The 20,617-nt window shown below is 51.1% G+C and carries 22 protein-coding genes, 1 pseudogene and 1 CRISPR repeat array; of the genes and pseudogenes, 19 read left to right on the top strand and 4 right to left on the bottom strand.

Annotation, left to right across the window (positions count from 1 at the left end; translation table 11 throughout):
- Positions 1-13: 13 nt before the first annotated feature.
- The 15 genes from aroE (at position 14) to B1A75_RS20500 (ending at position 11,692) form a co-directional block, all read left to right on the top strand.
- Entirely contained in the window at positions 14-844 is an 831-nt protein-coding gene (gene aroE / locus B1A75_RS00105; protein WP_074042726.1) for a shikimate dehydrogenase, read from the top strand.
- Between the two features lie 3 nt (positions 845-847).
- Complete coding sequence (gene yhbY, locus B1A75_RS00100; RefSeq protein ID WP_074042725.1) at positions 848-1,141, top strand: ribosome assembly RNA-binding protein YhbY; 294 nt, start codon at positions 848-850, stop codon at positions 1,139-1,141.
- A 39-nt stretch (positions 1,142-1,180) separates the two neighbouring features.
- Positions 1,181-1,831: a nicotinate-nucleotide adenylyltransferase gene (locus B1A75_RS00095; RefSeq protein WP_074042724.1), complete on the top strand. Its 651-nt coding sequence runs from the start codon at positions 1,181-1,183 to the stop codon at positions 1,829-1,831.
- Positions 1,740-2,318 (top strand): bis(5'-nucleosyl)-tetraphosphatase (symmetrical) YqeK, encoded by a 579-nt coding sequence (yqeK, locus tag B1A75_RS00090; RefSeq protein ID WP_074042723.1) that lies wholly within the window; start codon positions 1,740-1,742, stop codon positions 2,316-2,318. The genes B1A75_RS00095 and yqeK overlap by 92 nt, the downstream gene beginning before the upstream one ends.
- A complete protein-coding gene (gene rsfS / locus B1A75_RS00085; RefSeq protein ID WP_011231999.1) occupies positions 2,315-2,671 on the top strand; it encodes a ribosome silencing factor in 357 nt (118 codons plus the stop codon). Before yqeK ends, rsfS begins: the two co-directional genes overlap by 4 nt.
- Positions 2,668-3,411 carry a class I SAM-dependent DNA methyltransferase gene (locus tag B1A75_RS00080; protein WP_074042722.1) on the top strand — a complete coding sequence of 248 codons (744 nt, stop codon included), beginning with the start codon at positions 2,668-2,670 and terminating at the stop codon, positions 3,409-3,411. Before rsfS ends, B1A75_RS00080 begins: the two co-directional genes overlap by 4 nt.
- 46 nt (positions 3,412-3,457) lie before the next feature.
- On the top strand, positions 3,458-3,625 hold the full coding sequence (locus tag B1A75_RS19675; RefSeq protein WP_176202371.1) for a hypothetical protein: 168 nt from the start codon (positions 3,458-3,460) through the stop codon (positions 3,623-3,625).
- 89 nt (positions 3,626-3,714) lie between these two features.
- The gene (locus B1A75_RS00075) at positions 3,715-5,907 is read left to right on the top strand and encodes a CRISPR-associated helicase/endonuclease Cas3 (protein ID WP_079935538.1); all 2,193 of its coding nucleotides are present in this window, start codon (positions 3,715-3,717) and stop codon (positions 5,905-5,907) included.
- Positions 5,908-5,933: 26 nt separating this feature from the next.
- On the top strand, positions 5,934-6,644 hold the full coding sequence (gene cas5c / locus B1A75_RS00070) for a type I-C CRISPR-associated protein Cas5c (RefSeq protein WP_063330856.1): 711 nt from the start codon (positions 5,934-5,936) through the stop codon (positions 6,642-6,644).
- Positions 6,625-8,400, top strand: a complete 1,776-nt coding sequence (gene cas8c / locus B1A75_RS00065; RefSeq protein ID WP_254866579.1) for a type I-C CRISPR-associated protein Cas8c/Csd1 — start codon at positions 6,625-6,627, stop codon at positions 8,398-8,400. Before cas5c ends, cas8c begins: the two co-directional genes overlap by 20 nt.
- Positions 8,397-9,512 carry a type I-C CRISPR-associated protein Cas7/Csd2 gene (gene cas7c / locus B1A75_RS00060; RefSeq protein ID WP_074042718.1) on the top strand — a complete coding sequence of 372 codons (1,116 nt, stop codon included), beginning with the start codon at positions 8,397-8,399 and terminating at the stop codon, positions 9,510-9,512. Before cas8c ends, cas7c begins: the two co-directional genes overlap by 4 nt.
- A gap of 24 nt (positions 9,513-9,536) precedes the next feature.
- Positions 9,537-10,151 carry a CRISPR-associated protein Cas4 gene (cas4, locus tag B1A75_RS00055; protein ID WP_074042717.1) on the top strand — a complete coding sequence of 205 codons (615 nt, stop codon included), beginning with the start codon at positions 9,537-9,539 and terminating at the stop codon, positions 10,149-10,151.
- Positions 10,144-11,175 carry a type I-C CRISPR-associated endonuclease Cas1c gene (gene cas1c, locus B1A75_RS00050; RefSeq protein ID WP_074042716.1) on the top strand — a complete coding sequence of 344 codons (1,032 nt, stop codon included), beginning with the start codon at positions 10,144-10,146 and terminating at the stop codon, positions 11,173-11,175. The genes cas4 and cas1c overlap by 8 nt, the downstream gene beginning before the upstream one ends.
- 6 nt (positions 11,176-11,181) lie before the next feature.
- Positions 11,182-11,472 (top strand): CRISPR-associated endonuclease Cas2, encoded by a 291-nt coding sequence (gene cas2 / locus B1A75_RS00045; RefSeq protein WP_025949257.1) that lies wholly within the window; start codon positions 11,182-11,184, stop codon positions 11,470-11,472.
- Positions 11,473-11,563: 91 nt separating this feature from the next.
- Positions 11,564-11,692, top strand: a complete 129-nt coding sequence (locus B1A75_RS20500; RefSeq protein ID WP_275651036.1) for a hypothetical protein — start codon at positions 11,564-11,566, stop codon at positions 11,690-11,692.
- Positions 11,693-11,700: 8 nt separating this feature from the next.
- Positions 11,701-13,813: direct repeats of the CRISPR family, unit length 37 nt; unit sequence GTTGCACCCGGCTACCAAGCCGGGTGAGGATTGAAAC.
- Positions 13,814-13,859: 46 nt separating this feature from the next.
- Here the strand turns inward: B1A75_RS20500 and comER are convergent.
- Positions 13,860-14,678: a late competence protein ComER gene (comER, locus tag B1A75_RS00040; protein WP_074044854.1), complete on the bottom strand. Its 819-nt coding sequence runs from the start codon at positions 14,676-14,678 to the stop codon at positions 13,860-13,862.
- A 102-nt stretch (positions 14,679-14,780) separates the two neighbouring features.
- Between comER and B1A75_RS00035 the strand changes: the two genes are divergently transcribed.
- The 3 genes from B1A75_RS00035 to B1A75_RS00025 all read left to right on the top strand — a co-directional run bounded on the left by B1A75_RS00035 (position 14,781) and on the right by B1A75_RS00025 (position 18,250).
- Positions 14,781-15,404 carry a helix-hairpin-helix domain-containing protein gene (locus tag B1A75_RS00035; protein WP_079935536.1) on the top strand — a complete coding sequence of 208 codons (624 nt, stop codon included), beginning with the start codon at positions 14,781-14,783 and terminating at the stop codon, positions 15,402-15,404.
- Between the two features lie 129 nt (positions 15,405-15,533).
- Positions 15,534-16,004, top strand: coding sequence for a ComE operon protein 2 (locus B1A75_RS00030; RefSeq protein ID WP_074044281.1), 471 nt, complete (start codon positions 15,534-15,536; stop codon positions 16,002-16,004).
- Positions 16,001-18,250: a DNA internalization-related competence protein ComEC/Rec2 gene (locus B1A75_RS00025; RefSeq protein WP_074044280.1), complete on the top strand. Its 2,250-nt coding sequence runs from the start codon at positions 16,001-16,003 to the stop codon at positions 18,248-18,250. The genes B1A75_RS00030 and B1A75_RS00025 overlap by 4 nt, the downstream gene beginning before the upstream one ends.
- A 69-nt stretch (positions 18,251-18,319) precedes the next feature.
- Here B1A75_RS00025 and B1A75_RS00020 read toward each other — a convergent pair whose 3' ends face one another.
- Positions 18,320-18,454 (bottom strand): YqzM family protein, encoded by a 135-nt coding sequence (locus B1A75_RS00020; protein ID WP_011231993.1) that lies wholly within the window; start codon positions 18,452-18,454, stop codon positions 18,320-18,322.
- A 284-nt stretch (positions 18,455-18,738) separates the two neighbouring features.
- On the opposite strand from B1A75_RS00020, the gene holA reads away from it, so the two are divergent.
- Positions 18,739-19,785: a DNA polymerase III subunit delta gene (gene holA, locus B1A75_RS00015; protein WP_014196382.1), complete on the top strand. Its 1,047-nt coding sequence runs from the start codon at positions 18,739-18,741 to the stop codon at positions 19,783-19,785.
- 72 nt (positions 19,786-19,857) lie between these two features.
- Here the strand turns inward: holA and rpsT are convergent, their stop codons facing one another.
- The gene (rpsT, locus tag B1A75_RS00010; RefSeq protein WP_011231991.1) at positions 19,858-20,127 is read right to left on the bottom strand and encodes a 30S ribosomal protein S20; all 270 of its coding nucleotides are present in this window, start codon (positions 20,125-20,127) and stop codon (positions 19,858-19,860) included.
- Between the two features lie 256 nt (positions 20,128-20,383).
- Positions 20,384-20,617: pseudogene (locus B1A75_RS00005) on the bottom strand (UPF0236 family protein); the annotation flags it as partial.

Raw genomic sequence — 20,617 nt, 5'->3', positions numbered from 1 at the left:
GAGGGGGAGAAACGTGGAAAAGGTATACGGGTTGATTGGGTTTCCCGTCGAGCACTCGCTGTCGCCGCTCATGCATAACGATGCGTTCGCCCGTTTGGGCATTCCGGCGCGCTATCATTTGTTTTCCGTCGAACCGGGGCAAGTCGGCGCGGCGATCGCCGGCGTGCGGGCGCTCGGCATCGCCGGGGTGAACGTGACGATTCCGCACAAACTGGCGGTCATTCCGTTTTTGGACGAAGTGGACGAACATGCGCGCCGCATCGGGGCAGTCAATACGATCGTCAACAACGACGGCCGGCTCGTCGGCTATAATACAGACGGGCCCGGTTATGTCCAAGCGTTGGAAGAGGAAATGAACATCGCCTTGGACGGCAAGCGGATTTTGGTGATCGGCGCTGGCGGTGGGGCGCGCGGCATTTACTTTTCGTTGCTGTTGACGGCAGCCGAGCGCATCGATATTGCCAACCGGACGGTGGAAAAAGCGGCGAGGCTCGTCGGCGAAGGGAACGAACGCCGCTCGGTGTATTTTTCACTCGCCGAGGCCGAAACGCGGTTGGCCGAATACGATATTATTATCAATACCACTTCTGTCGGCATGCATCCGCGTGTCGAGGCGCAGCCGCTTTCTCTTGAACGGTTGCGTCCAGGGGTGATCGTTTCCGATATTATTTACAACCCACTGGAAACGAAATGGCTGAAAGAAGCGAAAGCGCGCGGCGCCCGTGTGCAAAACGGCGTCGGCATGCTCGTATATCAAGGGGCGCTGGCGTTTGAAAAATGGACCGGCCAATGGCCGGATGTCAACCGGATGAAACAGCTTGTCATCGAAGCGTTGAGGAGGTAAGATATGCTAACGGGAAAACAAAAACGATTTTTGCGCGCTCAAGCTCACCATTTGAAACCGATTTTCCAAGTCGGCAAAGGCGGTGTGACGGAAGCGATGACCGAACAAATTGCGGCGGCGCTCGAAGCGCGCGAGTTGCTGAAGGTAAGCGTTTTGCAAAACTGTGAGGAAAACCGCTATACCGTCGCCGAGCAGCTCGCGGCCGGAACGGGGGCGAAAGTCGTGCAAGTGATCGGCAACACGATCGTCTTATACAAAGAATCGAAGGAGCATAAACAAATCGTTCTGCCTGACTGACAACGAGAGCGGCCACGGCAGGCGGCGGGAGGAAAGAAGATGGGAAAAATCGGGATTTTCGGCGGCACGTTTGATCCGCCTCATTACGGTCATTTGCTCATGGCGAATGAAGTGCTTGACGCCCTTCGGTTGTCAGAAATCTGGTTTCTGCCCAACCGCCTTCCTCCCCATAAGCAGCACGAACAAGTGACCAAAAGCGAAGACCGGCTGCGCATGCTCGAGTTGGCAGTGGCGGGCCATCCGCGCTTTCATATTGAGACGATCGAGCTTGAGCGCGAAGGGCCTTCGTATACGTACGATACGATCCGGCAGCTTGTCGCGATGCATCCCAATGACGAGTTTTATTTCATCATCGGCGCCGATATGGTCGAATATTTGCCCCATTGGCACCGCATCGATGAGCTCATCGAGTTGGTGACGTTTGTTGGCGTCAAGCGGCCGGGGTTTTCAATGGAAACGCCGTATCCGGTCATCGAAGTTGAGGCGCCGCAGTTTGCCGTTTCTTCCTCGCTCATCCGCGAGCGGGTGCGAAACGGGCAGACGATTCGTTATCTTGTGCCGGAAGGCGTTAGACTTTATATTGAGGAGAAGGGGCTATATGGAGCGAGAACAGGCGTTACTGATCGTGAAACAACAGCTGACAGAGCAGCGCTACGAGCATACGCTTGGCGTTGTCGATACTGCCGTTAAGCTGGCCAAGCAATACGGCGCCGACGCGAAAAAGGCGGAACTGGCGGCGATTTTCCACGACTATGCCAAATTCCGTCCGGTCGAGGAAATGAAACAAATCATTTTGGCGCAAAATATGCCCAACGATTTGCTTGCTTACAACAGCGAGCTATGGCATGCGCCCGTTGGCGCCTATTTGGTGCAGACAGAAGTCGGCATCGACGATCTAGAGGTGCTGGATGCCATTCGCTACCATACGTCCGGGCGGGCGGGAATGACGCTGCTTGAAAAAATTATTTATTTGGCCGACTATATTGAACCAGGGCGCCGCTTCCCCGGCGTCGACGACGTACGTCGCTTGGCGGAAGAAGACCTCAACCGGGCGCTTTTGCAGGCGGTGAAAAATACGATCGCGTTTTTGCTTGAGAAGCGCCAGCTCATTTATCCAGATACGATTCATGCGTACAATTCACTCATGCGTGAAGTGAAGGGGGAAGCAAAACGGTGACGGAACAAGAGGCGTTGCAGCTTGTCGTCCGCGCGGCGGATGATAAAAAGGCGGAACAAATTGTCGTCTTGAACATGAAAGGCATTTCGCTTGTCGCCGATTATTTTGTCATTTGCCATGGCAATTCGGACAAACAAGTGCAGGCCATCGCCCGCGAAATTCAAGACCAAGCGGAAGAACACGGCCTAGTGGTGAAGCGGGTTGAAGGATTCCATGAGGCGAAATGGGTGCTTGTCGACTTGGGCGACATCGTTGTGCATGTTTTTGCCAAAGAGGAGCGCGAGTATTACAACCTCGAACGGCTCTGGGGGGACGCCCCGACGGAAGACGTCGCGGCTGTGCTGCAGCCATGACGTACGGCCGCTTCGCCGACTGGTATGATGCGCTCATGGCTGAGGCGCCGTATGACGCATGGCAATCGTTTGTTGAACGGGCATTCGCCCAATACGCCAAACGGCCGGGGAGACGGGTCATTGACATCGGCTGCGGGACGGGAGAGCTTGCCATCCGCCTTGCCAAGGCGGGATGGCAAGTATCCGGCGTCGACGTGTCCGAGCATATGCTCGCCGTCGCCCAGGCGAAAGCCGAAGCGGCGGGAGTGGAGGTGCTGTTTTTCGAGCAAAACATGGCGGAGCTCGACGGGTTTTCTGATCTGGATGGCGCCTTCATGTTTTGCGATGCTCTCAACTATTTAACGGATGAAGAGGATGTGAAGCGGACGTTCGCCGCCGTCTCCCGCGCCCTTGGCGGCGGCGGGCTGCTTTTGTTTGATGTCCATTCGGTCTACAAAATGGACGTCCTGTTTCGCGACGCCGTGTTTGCGGACCAGGACGACGACCTCAGCTACATATGGACGTGCCATCCGCTTGACTGGCCGCACAGCGTCGGGCATGAACTGACGTTTTTCGTTCGCCGCGGCGAGTGGTACGAGCGCTATGACGAATGGCATGAACAGCGCACGTTCGAGCGCGCTGTCTATGAGCGATGGCTCGATTCCGCTGGCTTTGAGGTGCTCGAGGTGACCGCCGATTTCACCGATGCGCCCCCGACCGAGACTGCGGAACGGTTGTTTTTCGTCGCGCGGAAGCGGTGAGTGGCGGGGAGAGTGAGAGACAGGATAGACGAAAAAGAAGGCGTTGTTGCAAAAAGTTGATGGAACATTGCTAAAAAAAGCCGGAGAGGCTTTTTTTTTTTACGTGGATGTGGAAATTAAGGAGTGTGTGGATCATCATAAAGTGCTGTCAAGATTGACACGTTTCGACCTATGTGCAAATGAAAGATGGGAAAAATTTAAAAAAGATGTGTGATTTAGAAGGATTATGAAGATATTGGTCGAAATATACAAAACATAGGACAAATGGTCTGAGAGAAAACGTCTGGTGGGGTTGAACTGAAAATGAACGATGTTTATGCCCATACGCCGCGGGAAAATGGACAGGAATGGCATCGGTTGGACGAACATTTGGTAAGCGTAGCGGAAATGGCTCAATCATTCGCCGCTCCTTTTCAAGGGGGAAGAGTGGCTTATTTATGCGGCCTTTTGCATGACTTAGGAAAATTCCATCCTCTTTTTCAACAGTATTTGAAAAAGCAAGCAGATGGAGAAATGGGCCAAAGCGTCCCTCATGCGATTTGGGGAGCGGCGTTGATGTACCAAGTGTATTGGAAAAAAACAGGAAATCGACATGCCTGGCAATGGTTTTCGTTGCCGATCGCCGGCCATCATGTGGGGTTGCATTCGTCTCACTATTTATCATCTACCCTTGGACAGAGCTTAAAAGAACAACATTTGCACTTTCGGGAAGTCTTGAAGCAAGCCGAATCGTTCCTAAAGAAATTCGTATTTCCATGCATGCAAAGTGTGGAAAATATTTCTTCGCTTTCTGAAACCGATAGGGAGATGTGGATTCGCCTGATCTTTTCTGCGCTTGTTGACGCTGATTATTTAGATACAGAGCGCCACTTCCAGCCGGAGCTTTCTCCGCTCCGAACGCCTGTGGCTTCGATAACGGATTTATGGAATCAATTTACCGCCGATCAGGAACAATTAACAAGCCGCACGGATGATACAGCGGTGAATCGGATGAGAAGGGAAGTGTATGAGGAATGCGTCCGCTCCGCCTCCAGACCGCAGGGAGTATATCGGTTGACCGTGCCGACCGGAGGGGGGAAGACGAGAAGCAGTTTAGCTTTTGCATTGAAACATGCGGTGGAACATGGACTTGACCGCGTTATTGTCGCCATTCCGTATACAAGCATTATTGAGCAGACGGCGGATGTATACCGCGGCATTTTCGGGAACGATGCGGTGTTGGAGCACCACAGCCAAATTGAGGTGGATGATGAGAAGGAAGAAGCGGATGAAAGGCTCATCCAACAACGCCTCGCTGCGGAAAATTGGGATGCTCCCCTCATTGTCACGACAACCGTGCAGCTGTTTGACAGCCTGTTCAGCAATCGTCCAAGCAAGGTGCGCAAACTGCATAACTTGTCGCGCAGCGTCGTAATTCTCGATGAGGTTCAAACGCTCCCGACAGAACTGCTAAAGCCGACATTAGATGCATTGGCCATGTTGGTGCGTCATTGTCAGACAACCGTTGTCTTATCGAGCGCCACTCAGCCGTTTTTTGAGGAAAGCCGATTTTTGGATGTATTTTCCGAAATAGAGGTCAAAGAAATGTTGCCGCTTCCGACCGTGAATCGTCATTTTCAACAAATGCAGCGGGTGGACTATGAAATATGGAAATCACCCGTTTCATTGCCACAACTTGTCCGTTTCATTCGAGAACAAAAGCAATTATTGGTTGTCTTTAACACGAGAAAAGAGGCGAAAGAGTGCGTCGAGCTCCTTCAAGAAGATGATGGGGTATTCCATCTTTCCACCCTTCTTTGCAGCGCGCATCGTCGCCGAATTTTAGAGGAAGTTCGTGAACGTCTAAAGAAAAATCAACCTGTCCGCCTCATCAGTACACAAGTGGTGGAAGCAGGGGTTGATTTAGATTTTCCGATTGTCATGCGGCAAATGGGGCCCCTCGACCGGATTGTCCAAGCGGCAGGACGCTGCAATCGCGAAGGAAAAATGGATAAAGGAAACGTGATTATTTTTGAAACAGAAGACATGCCAAGCCCAAGAGGATCGTATCGAACAGCGACGGAAACAGCACGGTTCTTATTGGCACAACGCCATCCTGATGATTTGCACGATCCCAATATATTTCGGGAATATTTCCGTCGTTTATTCGCCTCGGTGGATGTGGATTCGAAAAACATCCAAAAAGATCGGGAAATGCTTGATTATCCATTAGTTGCCGAAAAGTATCGCCTTATTGATCAGGATACGGTTTCCGTCATCGTTCCATATGAGGAGGCGTCGGAATACTTGCGAATGTGGGAATCCTCTCCGTCCCGCTATTCGTTTCGCCGTTTGCAGCCATATATGGTTCAGTTGTATCGTTTTGAGGCGGAAAAGAAAGAAAAGGACGGATGGCTGCGGGAAGTGGCGGACAATGTCTATGAATGGCTTGGTGACTATGATGAACGGATCGGAATTAAAGAAGAAGTTTACGATCCACTCAGTTTGATTGGATAGAAATGGCGATGGAAAGGAGACATGAAATGCAACGTCAAGCGAAAGTGCAGGTGAAAGTGTGGGGAGAATATGCCTGTTTTACAAGACCGGAATTTAAAGTCGAGCGCATCAGTTATCCGGTGATGACGCCGAGCGCAGCGCGGGGGATATTGGAAGCGATTTTTTGGAAACCGGAATTTCGCTACGAGATTCGACAAATCGGGATTTTGAGTTTAGGGGGTCAGCAGGCGATTTTGCGTAACGAACTTAAAAACAAACAAGGTAAAAAACCAATTTTGATTGAAAACGATCGTGCTCAACGAACAAGCTTGATTTTAAAAAACGTTGCTTATTGGGTTGTTGCGGATATCGTTTTAACAGGACGAGCAGTGGATCCAGTCGCCAAATATCGTGACCAGTTTAACCGCAGGATTGAAAGGGGGCAGTATTATCATACGCCATATTTAGGAACAAGGGAATTTGCTGCCAATTTTTCACCTATAAACGAAAAGGATGTCGTGCAGCCTATTGATATGGATATCGGCACAATGTTGTTCGATCTCGCTTTTATCGAAGACAAATCCAGAAAAGAAATGGAGTTTCTCCGTCATGATGAAACAGGAACGCGAGCGGTGGCTGGATTCGCAAAGCCCATCTTTTTTGAGGCAAAAGTAGAAAACGGCTGGATGCATATTCCGAAAGAAAGATATCAACAGTTATATGTATTGGAGGGCCAAGATGCTTTACGAGTTGATTGAGTTGGCGGATCAGTTGCAGAGGAAAAAGAAAATGCCTCCTCTTTGCTATGAAAAAAAACTGATTAATTGGATTATCGATTTAAGCGGAGCGACCCCTTATTTAAAAGGCCCATTTGAAAAAGGGGAGTATCGCATGATTGAAGCTCCTATTCGACAGAGATCGGGACAATTGTCCGAGAATAATGTGAAACCATATTTATTAGTGGACGATGCGCGATATGTGTTGGGAGTTCCAGAAAATAACGAACCAAAAAAGATTCGTGAAGCACAGCTTGCGCATCAGGAATATGTGAGACTCATAGAAGAGGCCTATGATCATACAAATATGGCAGAGTTAAAAAGAGTTCTTGACTTTCTTCAAAGCTCTTTGAAAGAGCAGTTTTTTTCATCGATCAGGCCAAGAGATATTGTTACATTTCAAGTAAATGAAGAATCGCTGATTTGCGAGCATCCGAAAATCCAGCAGTTTTGGGTTCAACATTTAGAACAAGAGCTGGCGTCTAACGATAAAAACAATTGTGCGATTTGCAGAAACTACGCTCCTTATGTGCGCATTTTTCCAAGTGTGATTTCATTATTTGGCCAACGGTGCATACTGACAAGCTTTAAGGAAAAAGCCTTTAAATCGATGGGGAAAGACCAGACGAATAATGCGCCTATATGTTTTCAGTGCGCAACGTTGACTGTAGACGTTTTTAATTACTTGTTACGGGAAGATAAACATCATGCAGAGTTATATAGAGACAAAAAAAAGAGAGACGATTTGCAAGCTCAAATGGCTGTATATTGGATCAATGATTCCATGAATGAAGGGGAACGAGGAGAAATTCAAATCGACGAGAGTGTGCTCGCTTCTATACTTGAATCAGGATCCTTTGAAGACGGGACAAACAACTTAACACCTCCCCCTGAGCTAAAGCAGCTCGAGGAATTGCTTGCCCTCCCAAAAACAGGGCGCGAGCAGGCATTGCATTTAGACAAGACGTTTTTTCATATGGCTGTCCTTTCGGCCAATAAAGCGAGATTAGTCGTTCGCGAATGGATTCACACATCGATTTCTCAATTGCTGATGCATTTGGAGAGGTATGTGGCCGCTGTGCGCATCGTTCAACCGACTGGGGAAAAAGGCTATTTATTGCCGTTGGGAGTCTTGATTCGCGCTGTCGACATGTCTCCAGGGTTGGTGCGGCAATGTTTGCGCATGATTTATCAAGGGGCTTTGCCGCCCGCTGAATTGCTGCCGTTAGCGCTTCAACGTTTCCGCTCTTTGAAAGTATTGAGTGATCCGAAGGAAACGTGGAGATACCATTCATCAGCCAGCTTGTTAAAACTCGCTCTCACATATGGAAAGGAGGAAGCAAATACGATGCAGTCGTTAAACAACCATTACTTGCAGCCATCCTATATTTGTGGGCGATTATTGGCCGTATTGGAAGAAATTCAACGGCGCGCTTCAGGATACCGAATTGGAAGCACAATCGTTGATCGATTTTATGGCGCGGCTTCTACGGCTCCAGCATCGACATTTGGTTCATTGCTGAGGCTTTCGACAACAGCTCATCTGCCGAAAGTGTCTGTTGAGCTTGGCCGTTTGCTTGAAGAAGTGATGAAACAGCTGGATGAAGCTGGTGGTTTTCCGACGATTTTCAATTTAAGAGAACAGGCAGAGTTCGCGCTTGGTTTTTATCATCAACGCGCTGAGTTCCGCAGTCGCCATCAAAGCAATCAAACAAATGGAACGGGGGAAAGCCAATGATGGAGCGCTATATCGATCCGACAAAACGTCATGAATTTGTGTTGCTTTTTGATGTCAAAGATGGGAATCCAAATGGGGATCCAGATGCGGGCAACATGCCGCGTGTCGATCCGGAAACGATGCACGGCATTGTGACCGACGTTGCTATCAAGCGGAAAATTCGCGATTACGCCGCGATGGTATTAGGCAAACCGATTTTTATTCAAAGCCAAACAGCTTTAAACACAATCATTTTTCAGGCATATCAAGACATTGGAGTGAAGCTGGCGACGATCGAGCTGAATGAAGAAGAAAGTGAAAACGAAGAATTGATGAATTGGCTTTCACAGCTTGAGGAAAAAGGATTGGTGCTGGAAGACAATCGGGTGATCTACACTGGCGAGGATGTCAAAGAGAAGGATATTCGTGAAAAATTAACGGAAGGATTGGATGAGGCCGGTCTTAAAAAACAGCTGGAAAAGCCATTGCGAAATATGGCGAAACGTTTGGCACAGGCGGCAAATAATATGAAAATTGATGAACAAACACGCCAAAATGCGCAAAAGGCTTTGTGTCGAAAGTATTATGATGTCCGCATGTTCGGGGCTGTGATGTCAACAGGGCTGAATGCTGGTCAAGTGCGCGGGCCGATGCAGCTGACATTTTCTCGCTCAATTGACCCGGTATTTCCATGGGATTTGACCATCACACGCTCCGCGATCACCAAAGAATCGGATCGCCGCAGAAAACAAACGGAGATGGGAAGAAAGCCGTTAATTCCATACGGCTTGTATCGATTGCATGGATTCTACAATCCATTTTTAGGAGAAAAAACAGGGGTTACTGCGGAAGATTTAACTGATTTTTGGGATGCGCTCGTCCATTTATTTGCATTTGACCATTCTGCGGCTCGGGGAGAAATGAATGTGAGAGCACTGTATATTTTTAGTCATGAAAATGCGAAAGGGTCAGCTCCAGCCCACAAACTGTTTGAATTAGTGAAAGTGGAGCGGCGCCAACAGGAAGCGCCAAGGTCATTCAATGATTATGTTTTGCTTGGACCGGCAGATGAGGGGCAAAAAGACGTTTTTCTTGAAGGGTTTCCTGGGGTCACCGTGACGCGCCTTGTATAAAACGTTGGCGAAAGGGTTGGTTTTATGCAGTGGACTGAAGATGAGTGGATTATGCTATCGGCTTTGCAACATTATGTGTACTGCCCACGTCAATGTGCATTGATTCATCTCGAACAGACTTTTGAGGAGAATGTTTTTACACTGAGAGGGAATCGGGTGCATGAACGGGTAGATACACCGGAAGGAGAACAGTTGGGAGACAGAAGAGTAGAGCGTGCTTTGCCAATCTGGTCGGAACGTTTAGGGATTATAGGAAAAGCAGATTGTGTAGAATTTCTTCCTGATGGAACGCCATATCCAGTGGAATACAAAGCCGGAAAACGAAAAACGAAAGAGGCGGATATGGTGCAGTTGGCGGCTCAAGCTCTCTGCCTAGAAGAAATGTTCGATCGACCGGTGGCAAAGGGGGCCTTATACTATTATCAGTCAAGAAGACGGTTGGAAGTAGACGTGACCAAACCTTTGCGGCGACTTGTGGAAGAAACGATACAAAATGTAAGAGAAATGTTGCAAAACGACCGATTGCCGCCACCCGTCAATGATGCGCGATGCCGTGATTGCTCGTTGCAGGACGTTTGCATGCCACAGGTTCCTGCGAACGTAGCCGCTTGGATAAGCGAGGAGAACGATCATGATTAAAGTATTGTTGAATACGCTATACGTTCAAACGCAACAGTCGTATATACGGCTTGATCATGAAACGATTGTCGTTGAGGTGGAAGGGGCAAAGACATTGCAAGTCCCTATCCACCATATTGGTGCCATTGTTATGTTTGGACATGTTTCGATCAGCCCGTATTTGCTTGGCAAATGTGTCAACCAAGGCGTTTCTGTCATTTGGTATGATGCATATGGCCGTTTTTTGGCCCGAGCCACTGGCAGAACAAATGGAAATGTATTGCTTCGAAGAGCACAACATCAACTATTGGAAGATGAGAAAAGGATGCTCCATATCGCTTCACGTTTTGTATCCGGTAAAATTCGCAACAGCAAAAGCGTGCTGCAACGGGCGATGCGTGATTATCCAGAGCAGCGAGCGAGGTTGGAGCAATCTGTAAAGCAACTAGACCAAAGTTTACGTAATATTGGAAAACAATCGACATTGGATGAACTGCGGGGAGTCGAGGGATACGCCTCATCTGTCTACTTTGAAGCGTTCGCATCGCTCATACGGTCAGATGAGGACGGATTTTTTGCCTTTACCTTACGGTCTCGGAGGCCTCCTCGGGATCCGGTCAATGCTTGTTTATCATTTGCTTACAGCATTTTAACACAAGACTGCATCTCGGCATTGGAGGGGGTGGGGCTTGATCCGCAAATCGGTTATTTGCATGCGTTGCGGCCTGGGAAGCCATCATTAGGTTTGGATCTTGTTGAAGAATTCCGGCCTTACTTGGCTGATCGATTTGTTCTGACATTAATCAACCGGAGGCAACTGGATAAAAGCGATTTTGACATGCGCCCGGGTGGAGCTGTATTTTTGAATGAAAAGGGGAGAAAAACCTTTTTGGCTGCTTACCAAAAACGGAAACAAGAAGAAATCCAGCACCCCATTATCAATCAAAAAGTTCCGCTAGGTTTGTTGCCTCACGTACATGCCCGATTATTAGCCCGGCATTTACGGGGGGATATTGCCGAGTACACTCCATTTGTCATGAGGTGATCATTATTGGATATTTTAGTGACATACGATGTAGAAACATTAGAACCAAGCGGTCAAAAACGGTTGCGGAAAGTGGCGACCATTTGCCAAAATTTTGGACAGCGGGTGCAAAAATCAGTGTTCGAATGTAGCGTCAGTCAAGCGCAGCTGGAAGAAATGGAGCATCAATTGTTGCGTGTCATTGACTTGGAAAAAGATAGTTTGCGGATATATACATTGTACGGCAGCCGGTCAAAGGCGGTTCGTGTCTATGGAAAAGATTATTACGTTGATTATAATGATCCCATCATTTTGTGATGACAAAGATGACAAAATGCCGATGATATGTGCGGCAAGAAGAGAATGATACGCGAACATAAAGCGATGCTGAAAAATAGGGGGGATCGCGATGAGCGGAAAAGCTGGTTATAAAGCCGAAGATGGAAAATGGATCAGTGATCATTGTAACTTTGATCCAAGCGGAATGTGTAAGTTCGCGTTTTTATGTCTTGAAATCTGCTCAACACAAGATATCTAAACGCGGGCGTTGCACCCGGCTACCAAGCCGGGTGAGGATTGAAACGCGGTACAGACGGATAACACCTTGCGCACCCATGTTGCACCCGGCTACCAAGCCGGGTGAGGATTGAAACACGTCGATATAACGGGACAAGGTTGCCGATTCCTTGTTGCACCCGGCTACCAAGCCGGGTGAGGATTGAAACAAGGGAGCTGTAATCCTTCGCTCGAAGAGCGTAAAGTTGCACCCGGCTACCAAGCCGGGTGAGGATTGAAACTCGCGCTGGAATGAATCTATCGGCGACATGGAACACGGTTGCACCCGGCTACCAAGCCGGGTGAGGATTGAAACAAATCCGCAGCGAGGACACGGCATACGGTACATCGTTGCACCCGGCTACCAAGCCGGGTGAGGATTGAAACAATTTGAGATATTGAAAGGAGCAGCAACCGATCAAGTTGCACCCGGCTACCAAGCCGGGTGAGGATTGAAACATATCCGACGCCGAAATTGGAATGAAGTGTCCGTGTTGCACCCGGCTACCAAGCCGGGTGAGGATTGAAACTGAATATGGGGCCAATCGAAGGCGGCGACACACCGTTGCACCCGGCTACCAAGCCGGGTGAGGATTGAAACCGAATGGAATGAATGGTTTGAAAAAGGGATGGAGGTTGCACCCGGCTACCAAGCCGGGTGAGGATTGAAACTAGTTGGTGGGGTGCATGGGATGACACCGATCAGGTTGCACCCGGCTACCAAGCCGGGTGAGGATTGAAACATAAAGCAAAAACACACTATCCCCAGCACGGGTGAGTTGCACCCGGCTACCAAGCCGGGTGAGGATTGAAACCCATTATACCATGCTCGAAGGGGGAAGGGAACATGTTGCACCCGGCTACCAAGCCGGGTGAGGATTGAAACGGAACAACGCTTCGCTAATGATCGGCGGATGATGTTGCACCCGGCTACCAAGCCGGGTGAGGATTGAAACACGATGTTCATCATTACGGCCGCCGTTGGTGAAAAAGGTTGCACCCGGCTACCAAGCCGGGTGAGGATTGAAACCTCCCGTTTCCTCAAATTAAACTCGATGGTCGCTGTTGCACCCGGCTACCAAGCCGGGTGAGGATTGAAACACAAGTTTTTCTATCTTTGAGTTTGGTATCATTCGTTGCACCCGGCTACCAAGCCGGGTGAGGATTGAAACCTCCCGTTTCCTCAAATTAAACTCGATGGTCGCTGTTGCACCCGGCTACCAAGCCGGGTGAGGATTGAAACTTTGCTTTCACCGTCCGGTGCATCATCTATAAAAACGTTGCACCCGGCTACCAAGCCGGGTGAGGATTGAAACGTTTTCGCGGCCGACGCTTTCGCGCTTAGCGCGACACGTTGCACCCGGCTACCAAGCCGGGTGAGGATTGAAACTCGTTCGTCATGTCCCATGCCTGTCACCTCGATTGTTGCACCCGGCTACCAAGCCGGGTGAGGATTGAAACTCTCTCACCTCACGTTTAAACCGGTTTATCTCGTTGCACCCGGCTACCAAGCCGGGTGAGGATTGAAACTCTCTCACCTCACGTTTAAACCGGTTTATCTCGTTGCACCCGGCTACCAAGCCGGGTGAGGATTGAAACAACAACACTCATTTATACAGGAACAGGGGATATGGTTGCACCCGGCTACCAAGCCGGGTGAGGATTGAAACACATGGGAAGATGTGGAACAAGCGTATATGAAGAAAAGTTGCACCCGGCTACCAAGCCGGGTGAGGATTGAAACATTATCAGTTTGCTTTAACAATTCTTCAGCCTTGGTTGCACCCGGCTACCAAGCCGGGTGAGGATTGAAACAAACAAGTCTTCCCAAACTTGCAGGAAAATTCTAGTTGCACCCGGCTACCAAGCCGGGTGAGGATTGAAACAAAATGCGAACGTCCAAGCTGTTGTCGGCGCATATGGTTGCACCCGGCTACCAAGCCGGGTGAGGATTGAAACAAAATGCGAACGTCCAAGCTGTTGTCGGCGCATATGGTTGCACCCGGCTACCAAGCCGGGTGAGGATTGAAACGAAGCGAAGCGGATTAAAGCAATGATCGCCAGGCAGTTGCACCCGGCTACCAAGCCGGGTGAGGATTGAAATTTTACCGAGTAAAGCAGGAATTTGCCACTTGCTGTCGAATTAACTTTTACGAAAACTGTTGCTTCACCTTCTCCACATCTTCTTTAAACTTCTCATGTGTTTTCGCCAGCACTTCTTCAAAGACGCCGTTCATTCGTTGTTCCAGCACAGCGATTCCTTCCCCGGTAATGCCGCCTTTGACGCATACTTTTTCCTGCAACGTTGGCAATGTGTACAGATTCCGCTTGAGCAGTTCCCCAAGGCCGATGATCATATCGGTCGCCAGCATCGTCGCCTGTTTCTTCGTGATGGCGGTTTTTGCCGTCGCGGCGTCGATGAAGCGCTGAAGCAAATAGCTGAAAAACGCCGGACCGCAGCTTGAGATGTCGGAAGCGACGCGGGTGATGGCCTCGTCGATGTACACCGGCGAGGCGATGCGCCGGAGAAGATCATCGATCGTTTGCCGACAGATGGTCGAACAGCGTGACCCAAAAGTGACGAGGATGCTACCGGAGAGCGCCCGGTTCGTAATGCTCGGAATGGCGCGCACGACTTGGCAAGGGATGGCCGCTTCGAGCTGTTCGACGCTGATCGGGCTTGTGATCGATACGAGGCAGTGTTCGTTTGTCCAGTACGGGGTCAGTTGCTGCAATAATGAGTGGATGTCGAACGGTTTGACGCATAAAAAGACGATGCTGGATTGTTTGACGACTTCAGCCGCATCGGCAACCACTGCAATGCCGGGATGCGCGCGTTGTATCGCGAACGCTTTCGCAAGCGTACGGTTCGTTATGACGAGCTGATCCGCTTTCACGGCGCCGGAGTCGAGGAACGCTTCGATTAAGATGGTGCCCATATTCCCCGTGCCGATGACGCCGATGTTCATGCATTGTCCCCCCTCCCAGTTTATGTTTACCGGAACTCTCTTTTTCGATATGTATGAGAAAAAGGCTCGGTTTATGACTTGAGATGGAAAGGATGGGATCGTATGTGGGAGCATGTGCAGGAGTTTGGAAAACGTTATGGGAAAGCGGGGGTGCTCTTGTTGTTTGCCGCTGCGGCGGGGTTATGGGTGTTTCGTCATCCGACGGATGAAAAGGGGCAAGTCGTCTTGCCGACGGCGGCTGAAACGGATGCCGCCCGGCCGGAAGAAAAAAAGGACGAAGCGCCAAAAACCGCTGTGGTGGATGTGAAAGGGGCGGTCGCGAAGCCAGGGGTGTACGAGGTGGCGGCAGACGCCCGCGTTCGCGATGTTATCGCCCTAGCCGGCGGATTGACGAACGAGGCGGATGAAACGAAGGTCAATCTGGCGGCAAAAGTGCGCGATGAGATGATGATTTACGTGCCGGCAAAAGGCGAGGCCGCACCGGCACCAGATGCCGTCGGCAAGTCTCCAAGCGATGGAGCTCGGGACGGGCCGCAAGTGGCAGTCAATACGGCGACGGAAGAGGAATTGATGCAGCTTCCGGGCATCGGACCGGCGAAGGCAAAAGCGATCATCGCCTATCGCGAAGAACACGGGCCGTTTCAGCGGGTGGAAGATTTGTTGAATGTAACCGGAATTGGCGAAAAAACGCTGGAGAAATTGAAACCGTATTTGCTTGTGCCGTAAACGAGGCGGGGGAGCGCAATGCTTCTCGTTTATGGGCGGATCAGGGCTGCTGCGGACGTTTTTCGGCGTTGACGGGGGCAGGCGGCGGCGGGTAGACTAAAAGTATGGAAACAAGCGGAGGGACGTAGAATGGAACGAATCACGTGGGATCAATACTTTATGGCGCAAAGCCATCTGTTGGCGCTGCGCAGCACGTGCACAAGGCTGGCGGTCGGAGCGACGATTGTGCGCGATAAGCGCATCATCGCCGGCGGGTACAACGGGTCGATCGCCGGGGGCGCCCATTGCACCGATGAAGGGTGCTACGTTATTGACGGCCATTGTGTACGGACGATCCATGCGGAAATGAATGCCATTTTGCAATGCGCCAAGTTCGGCGTCCCGACCGAGGGGGCGGAGATGTATGTCACCCATTTTCCGTGCTTGCATTGTTGCAAGGCGATCATTCAAAGCGGCATTCGCGCTGTCTATTACGCCCAAGACTACAAAAACCACCCGTACGCCTTGGAGCTGTTTGCCCAAGCCGGCGTCCGGCTCGTGCAAGTGCCGCTGAAAACGGATGTGTTCGCCTTGCTTTCCGGCGGCGGAGGTGAAGTATGAAAGGACAAGCCGTCTATCCCGCCGCGGCGGCGCTCTTTGCCGTGGCGGCGGCCTCGCCGTCCAAAACCACATGTCTTCTCCTTATCATTTATCTCCTTCTTCTTTTCATCCGCCGGCCGCACTGTTTCCTTCCTGCTCTCGTTGCAGCTCTTTTCTTTTTTGTCTATTTTCTCATCGTTGACCATCATAACAAAACTTCCCTTTCCGGCGGCCGTCATTTGCTTTCCGTTCGTTTTTCCGCCGCGCCGGCGATCGACGGCGATCGATTGCATGCGGCTGTGCAAGCTGGTAAGGAGCGGGTGCAGCTCCGTTACACCATTCGGACGGCTGCGGAAAAAGAAGCGCTGCGTGCGCGTCTTATGCCCGGGGTCGTGTGCCGGCTGAGCGGAACGCTCGAGCGCCCCATGCCAGCCAGCAATCCGTATGCATTTGATTACCGCCGTTATTTGCGCCGCCACCGCATTCATTGGCTCTTTCTCCCTGAGGCGATCGATCTTTCCGCTTGCGTGCGCGTCCGTCCCACCATCATCGAACGGCTTGAGGCGATTCGCGAGGCTGGCGTCCGCCGCATTGAAGCCCGGTTTCCGCCGGAAGCGGCCGGCATCGCCGCTGCGCTCATTTATGGCGAACGCCGCTCGTTGGATGAGGAGGTGCTTAGCGGTTACCAGCGGCTCGGGCTCATCCATTTGTTGGCGATTTCCGGCGGCCATGTCACCTTGCTTGTCGGCGCTGCGTTGGCCGCTGCCATTCGGTTTGTGACGCGCGAAGCGGCCGTGCTTGCTTTGCTCGTTTTCTTGCCTATGTATGCGGTGCTCGCCGGCGCTTCGCCGTCGGTGCTGCGCGCCTGTGCGACAGGAATGATTGTATTGGCCGTCCAGTGGAAAAAAGGAACGATCCATCCGCTGGATGCGTTGAGTTGGACAGCGCTTGCGCTGCTCGTCTTTGATCCATATATGGTTTGGGATGTCGGTTTTCAACTATCATTTCTTGTCACGTTTGCCCTTCTCGCCCATGTGTCGGTGCTCACCTCTGCTCGTTCGATGCTCCAAAACTTGTTTCAGACCGCGCTCGTTGCACAGCTCGCCGCGCTGCCGATTTTGCTTTACCATTTTTATGAAATTTCTGTTTGGAGCGTAGGGCTGAATGTTTTCTTTGTCCCTTGGTATTCATTTGTCATTTTGCCCATTGCTTTTCTATCCGCAGTTTTTTCCTTTTCTCCGCTCATTTGGCTGTTTAGCCGCCTCATTGAGCTGACGGACGCGGTTGTCCGTTTTTTCTCGGTCGATTACTCGTTTATGCTTGTGCTCGGCCGTCCGGGGCCGTGGTGCTTAGCTGGCTATCTGACGGCCATTGCGGCGGCGTTTTTGGATTGGGAACGCGGCCGCCTGCTCCGCGGATTGACAGCGGTGGCGGCGGCGACGGCGCTTCAGCTGGCCGCCCCGTATGTGGATCCGAAAGGGGAAGTGACGGTATTGGATGTTGGGCAAGGGGACTGTATTTATATTGAGCTTCCTTATCGAAAAGCGGTCTATCTCATTGACACCGGTGGGACGCCGGAATGGGCGAAGGAACCATGGCGCAAGCGGTCGCGGCCGTTTGCGGTCGGTCGGGACGTTGTCGTGCCGTTTTTAAAAGCCCAAGGGGTGAGGACGCTTGATCAACTGATTTTGACGCACGATGACGCCGACCATATCGGGTCTGCTCCCGAGGTGCTCAAAGCCGTGCGCGTCAGAGAAATTGTCACAAGCCCAGGAGCGCTGCCGGCCGTCAAGGCGATGGCGCGCCCGTTTTCCGTGCCGATGGCCGCCATCGTGCGGGGGGATCGGTGGAAGGTGGGCGATGCCGCGTTTTCCGTATTGCACCCGGAGGCAGGAAACAATGAGGATAATAACGGCTCGCTTGTATTGCTCGCCCGCCTCGGCCGCTTGACATGGCTGTTTGCTGCGGATATCGAGGAAGAGGCGGAACAGGCGCTCATCCGCGCCTATCCAGAGCTGCGCGCCGATGTATTGAAAGTCGCGCACCACGGCAGCAAAACGTCGACAACAGAGCCGTTTTTGCGGACGGTCAAGCCGCGAGCGGCCATCATTTCCGTCGGCCGCTACAATCGCTACGGGCATCCGTCCCCCGAGGTGCTCATGCGGCTAAAGCAACAACAGGCGATCATTTGGCGGACGGATGAAAACGGGGCCATTCGCTATGTGTATGACGAAAACGGTGGAACCTTTCAGGTGATGAAACCATAAGATGTAGTGCACAAAAAACGGAACGTTTCAGCAGAAACAAAAAATAAGGATTGCTTATGTAAGCAATCCTTATCGACCGAAAAATTCGATCAACGTTGCGATGATGAACATGGTAGCGAAAAAGCCGAACGACACGATGAATCCGACGGCGGAATCGACGGCGTCATTTCGTTGGCTTTGCACTTCCTTTTCAAATACGTTCATCGTTTTCCCCCTCCTCGTTCAATCATTTTTAGTATAGACGAAAACGCGTGAAAAATCTACCGCCGCTCGCTTCTTTTCCTTCCTTGACAACAGTTGACACAAATACTTTCAAACAGCCGGGAAAACATAAAAATAACCCGCTGGCCGATAAGGTCCTAGGACTTATAGGCCAGCGTTTATATAAAGGGGAACCGGTTTTTTCGGCAGCCGGTTCCCTTGTAAAATGACGAAAAACGGTGTATCTTTTCTAGCAGAGACGTTTGCTAGGGAATGGAGACGGGAACATGCTGGAACGCGTATGGGGAAACATTGAAAAACGGCGGTTTTCTCCCCTTTATTTATTATACGGCAATGAGCCGTTTTTATTAACGGAAACGTATGAGCGATTGGTGAACGCAGCACTTGGCCCCGAGGAGCGGGAGTGGAACTTGGCTGTGTACGACTGCGAGGAAACGCCGGTCGAGGCGGCGCTTGAGGAGGCCGAGACGGTGCCGTTTTTCGGCGAGCGGCGTGTCATTCTCATCAAGCATCCATATTTTTTTACATCTGAAAAAGAGAAGGAGATCGAACATGATTTGGCGAAGCTGGAGGCGTACTTGAAGGCGCCGTCGCCGTTTTCGATCGTCGTCTTTTTCGCGCCGTACGAGAAGCTTGATGAGCGAAAAAAAATTACGAAGCTTGCCAAAGAGCAAAGCGAAGTCGTCATCGCCGCCCCGCTCGCCGAAGCGGAGCTGCGTGCCTGGGTGCGGCGCCGCATCGAGAGCCAAGGGGCGCAAGCAAGCGACGAGGCGATTGATGTCCTGTTGCGGCGGGCCGGGACGCAGCTTTCCGCCTTGGCGAATGAAATCGATAAATTGGCTCTGTTTGCCGGATCGGGCGGAACCATCGAGGCGGCGGCGGTTGAACGGCTTGTCGCCCGCACGCCGGAAGAAAACGTATTTGTGCTTGTCGAGCAAGTGGCGAAGCGCGACATTCCAGCGGCGTTGCAGACGTTTTATGATCTGCTTGAAAACAATGAAGAGCCGATCAAAATTTTGGCGCTGCTCGCCGCCCATTTCCGCTTGCTTTCGCAAGTGAAATGGCTTGCCTCCTTAGGCTACGGACAGGCGCAAATTGCTGCCGCACTCAAGGTGCACCCGTTCCGCGTCAAGCTCGCTCTTGCTCAAGCGGCCCGCTTCGCTGACGGAGAGCTTGCTGAGGCGATCAACGAGCTCGCTGACGCCGATTACGAAGTGAAAAGCGGGGCGGTCGATCGCCGGTTGGCCGTTGAGCTGCTTCTGATGCGGTGGGGCACCCGCCCGGCGCAAGCGGGGCGTCACGGCCGGCGATGAAGCGATCGCCCGGCCGTTTGGCCGTGAACAAAAGAAAAACAAAAAAACGACCTGGCGCCAGGTCGTTTTTGATTAGGAAGCTTGGATGCTGTTCAATTTTTTCGCTAAGCGCGATTTTTGCCGGCTGGCGGCGTTTTTATGGATAAGGCCTTTGCTTGCGGCTTTGTCTAATTTTTTCGACGCAATAATGAACGCCTCGCGCGCTTTTTCCACGTCTTTCAATTCAACAAGCGCTTCAAATTTTTTGATCGCCGTACGCATGGCCGATTTCATCGAGGCGTTGTGAGCCCGGCGCTTTTCGCTCGTTTTCGCGCGTTTGATCGCTGATTTGATGTTAGCCACGTTCGTTCACCTCCGTTATCGTTCCTATTTCTGTTGTGAACAACAGGAAGAACAAGTGTTATTCTATCAAACGTGTTTTGATTATGCAAGAGTGTTCAAGCGAAAGAGTCAGTCAAGACTTTGTGGAGAACATTTTTTCGGTTCACTACGGGTGTTGTCAATCACTAGTTAGCGAACCATTTTCAGGAATTGATATCGTAAGCGCTTTCGGACTCTCATCCCTCATCTTGAGGTGATGATATTGTATTCCATTTTTTTACACCCAACCAAAATCCCGAAGCGCCGACAACGCTCGATGGATCGGCGTCCCGGATGACCGCTGCAGACACGGTAGATTCTGACGCACCACATCTGCCCACAACCGTCCTGCCTTCCGTTTGGCCTGTTCAACCCGCTTGGACTTCGTCGAGGCCGAGGCTGCCGTTCGGGTCTCTTCTTCCTCCACCAACTGCCCATTTCTCCGCCAAATCCCGTCGATTCGGGCTGCCAT

This window comes from Geobacillus sp. LEMMY01 (assembly GCF_002042905.1).
In the GTDB taxonomy this organism is placed as follows: Bacteria; Bacillota; Bacilli; order Bacillales; family Anoxybacillaceae; genus Geobacillus; species Geobacillus proteiniphilus.
Note: the sequence above shows the minus strand (reverse complement) of the source record. Positions and strands in the feature narration are given on the sequence as shown.

Coding starts and splice junctions, on each gene's coding strand:
- yhbY (WP_074042725.1), top strand. CDS start 848: ATGCTAACGGGAAAACAAAAACGATTTTTGCGCGCTCAAGCTCACCAT.
- B1A75_RS00095 (WP_074042724.1), top strand. CDS start 1,181: ATGGGAAAAATCGGGATTTTCGGCGGCACGTTTGATCCGCCTCATTAC.
- yqeK (WP_074042723.1), top strand. CDS start 1,740: ATGGAGCGAGAACAGGCGTTACTGATCGTGAAACAACAGCTGACAGAG.
- B1A75_RS00080 (WP_074042722.1), top strand. CDS start 2,668: ATGACGTACGGCCGCTTCGCCGACTGGTATGATGCGCTCATGGCTGAG.
- B1A75_RS00075 (WP_079935538.1), top strand. CDS start 3,715: ATGAACGATGTTTATGCCCATACGCCGCGGGAAAATGGACAGGAATGG.
- cas5c (WP_063330856.1), top strand. CDS start 5,934: ATGCAACGTCAAGCGAAAGTGCAGGTGAAAGTGTGGGGAGAATATGCC.
- cas8c (WP_254866579.1), top strand. CDS start 6,625: ATGCTTTACGAGTTGATTGAGTTGGCGGATCAGTTGCAGAGGAAAAAG.
- cas7c (WP_074042718.1), top strand. CDS start 8,397: ATGATGGAGCGCTATATCGATCCGACAAAACGTCATGAATTTGTGTTG.
- cas4 (WP_074042717.1), top strand. CDS start 9,537: ATGCAGTGGACTGAAGATGAGTGGATTATGCTATCGGCTTTGCAACAT.
- cas1c (WP_074042716.1), top strand. CDS start 10,144: ATGATTAAAGTATTGTTGAATACGCTATACGTTCAAACGCAACAGTCG.
- B1A75_RS20500 (WP_275651036.1), top strand. CDS start 11,564: ATGAGCGGAAAAGCTGGTTATAAAGCCGAAGATGGAAAATGGATCAGT.
- comER (WP_074044854.1), bottom strand. CDS start 14,678: ATGAACATCGGCGTCATCGGCACGGGGAATATGGGCACCATCTTAATC.
- B1A75_RS00035 (WP_079935536.1), top strand. CDS start 14,781: ATGTGGGAGCATGTGCAGGAGTTTGGAAAACGTTATGGGAAAGCGGGG.
- B1A75_RS00030 (WP_074044281.1), top strand. CDS start 15,534: ATGGAACGAATCACGTGGGATCAATACTTTATGGCGCAAAGCCATCTG.
- B1A75_RS00025 (WP_074044280.1), top strand. CDS start 16,001: ATGAAAGGACAAGCCGTCTATCCCGCCGCGGCGGCGCTCTTTGCCGTG.
- B1A75_RS00020 (WP_011231993.1), bottom strand. CDS start 18,454: ATGAACGTATTTGAAAAGGAAGTGCAAAGCCAACGAAATGACGCCGTC.
- holA (WP_014196382.1), top strand. CDS start 18,739: ATGCTGGAACGCGTATGGGGAAACATTGAAAAACGGCGGTTTTCTCCC.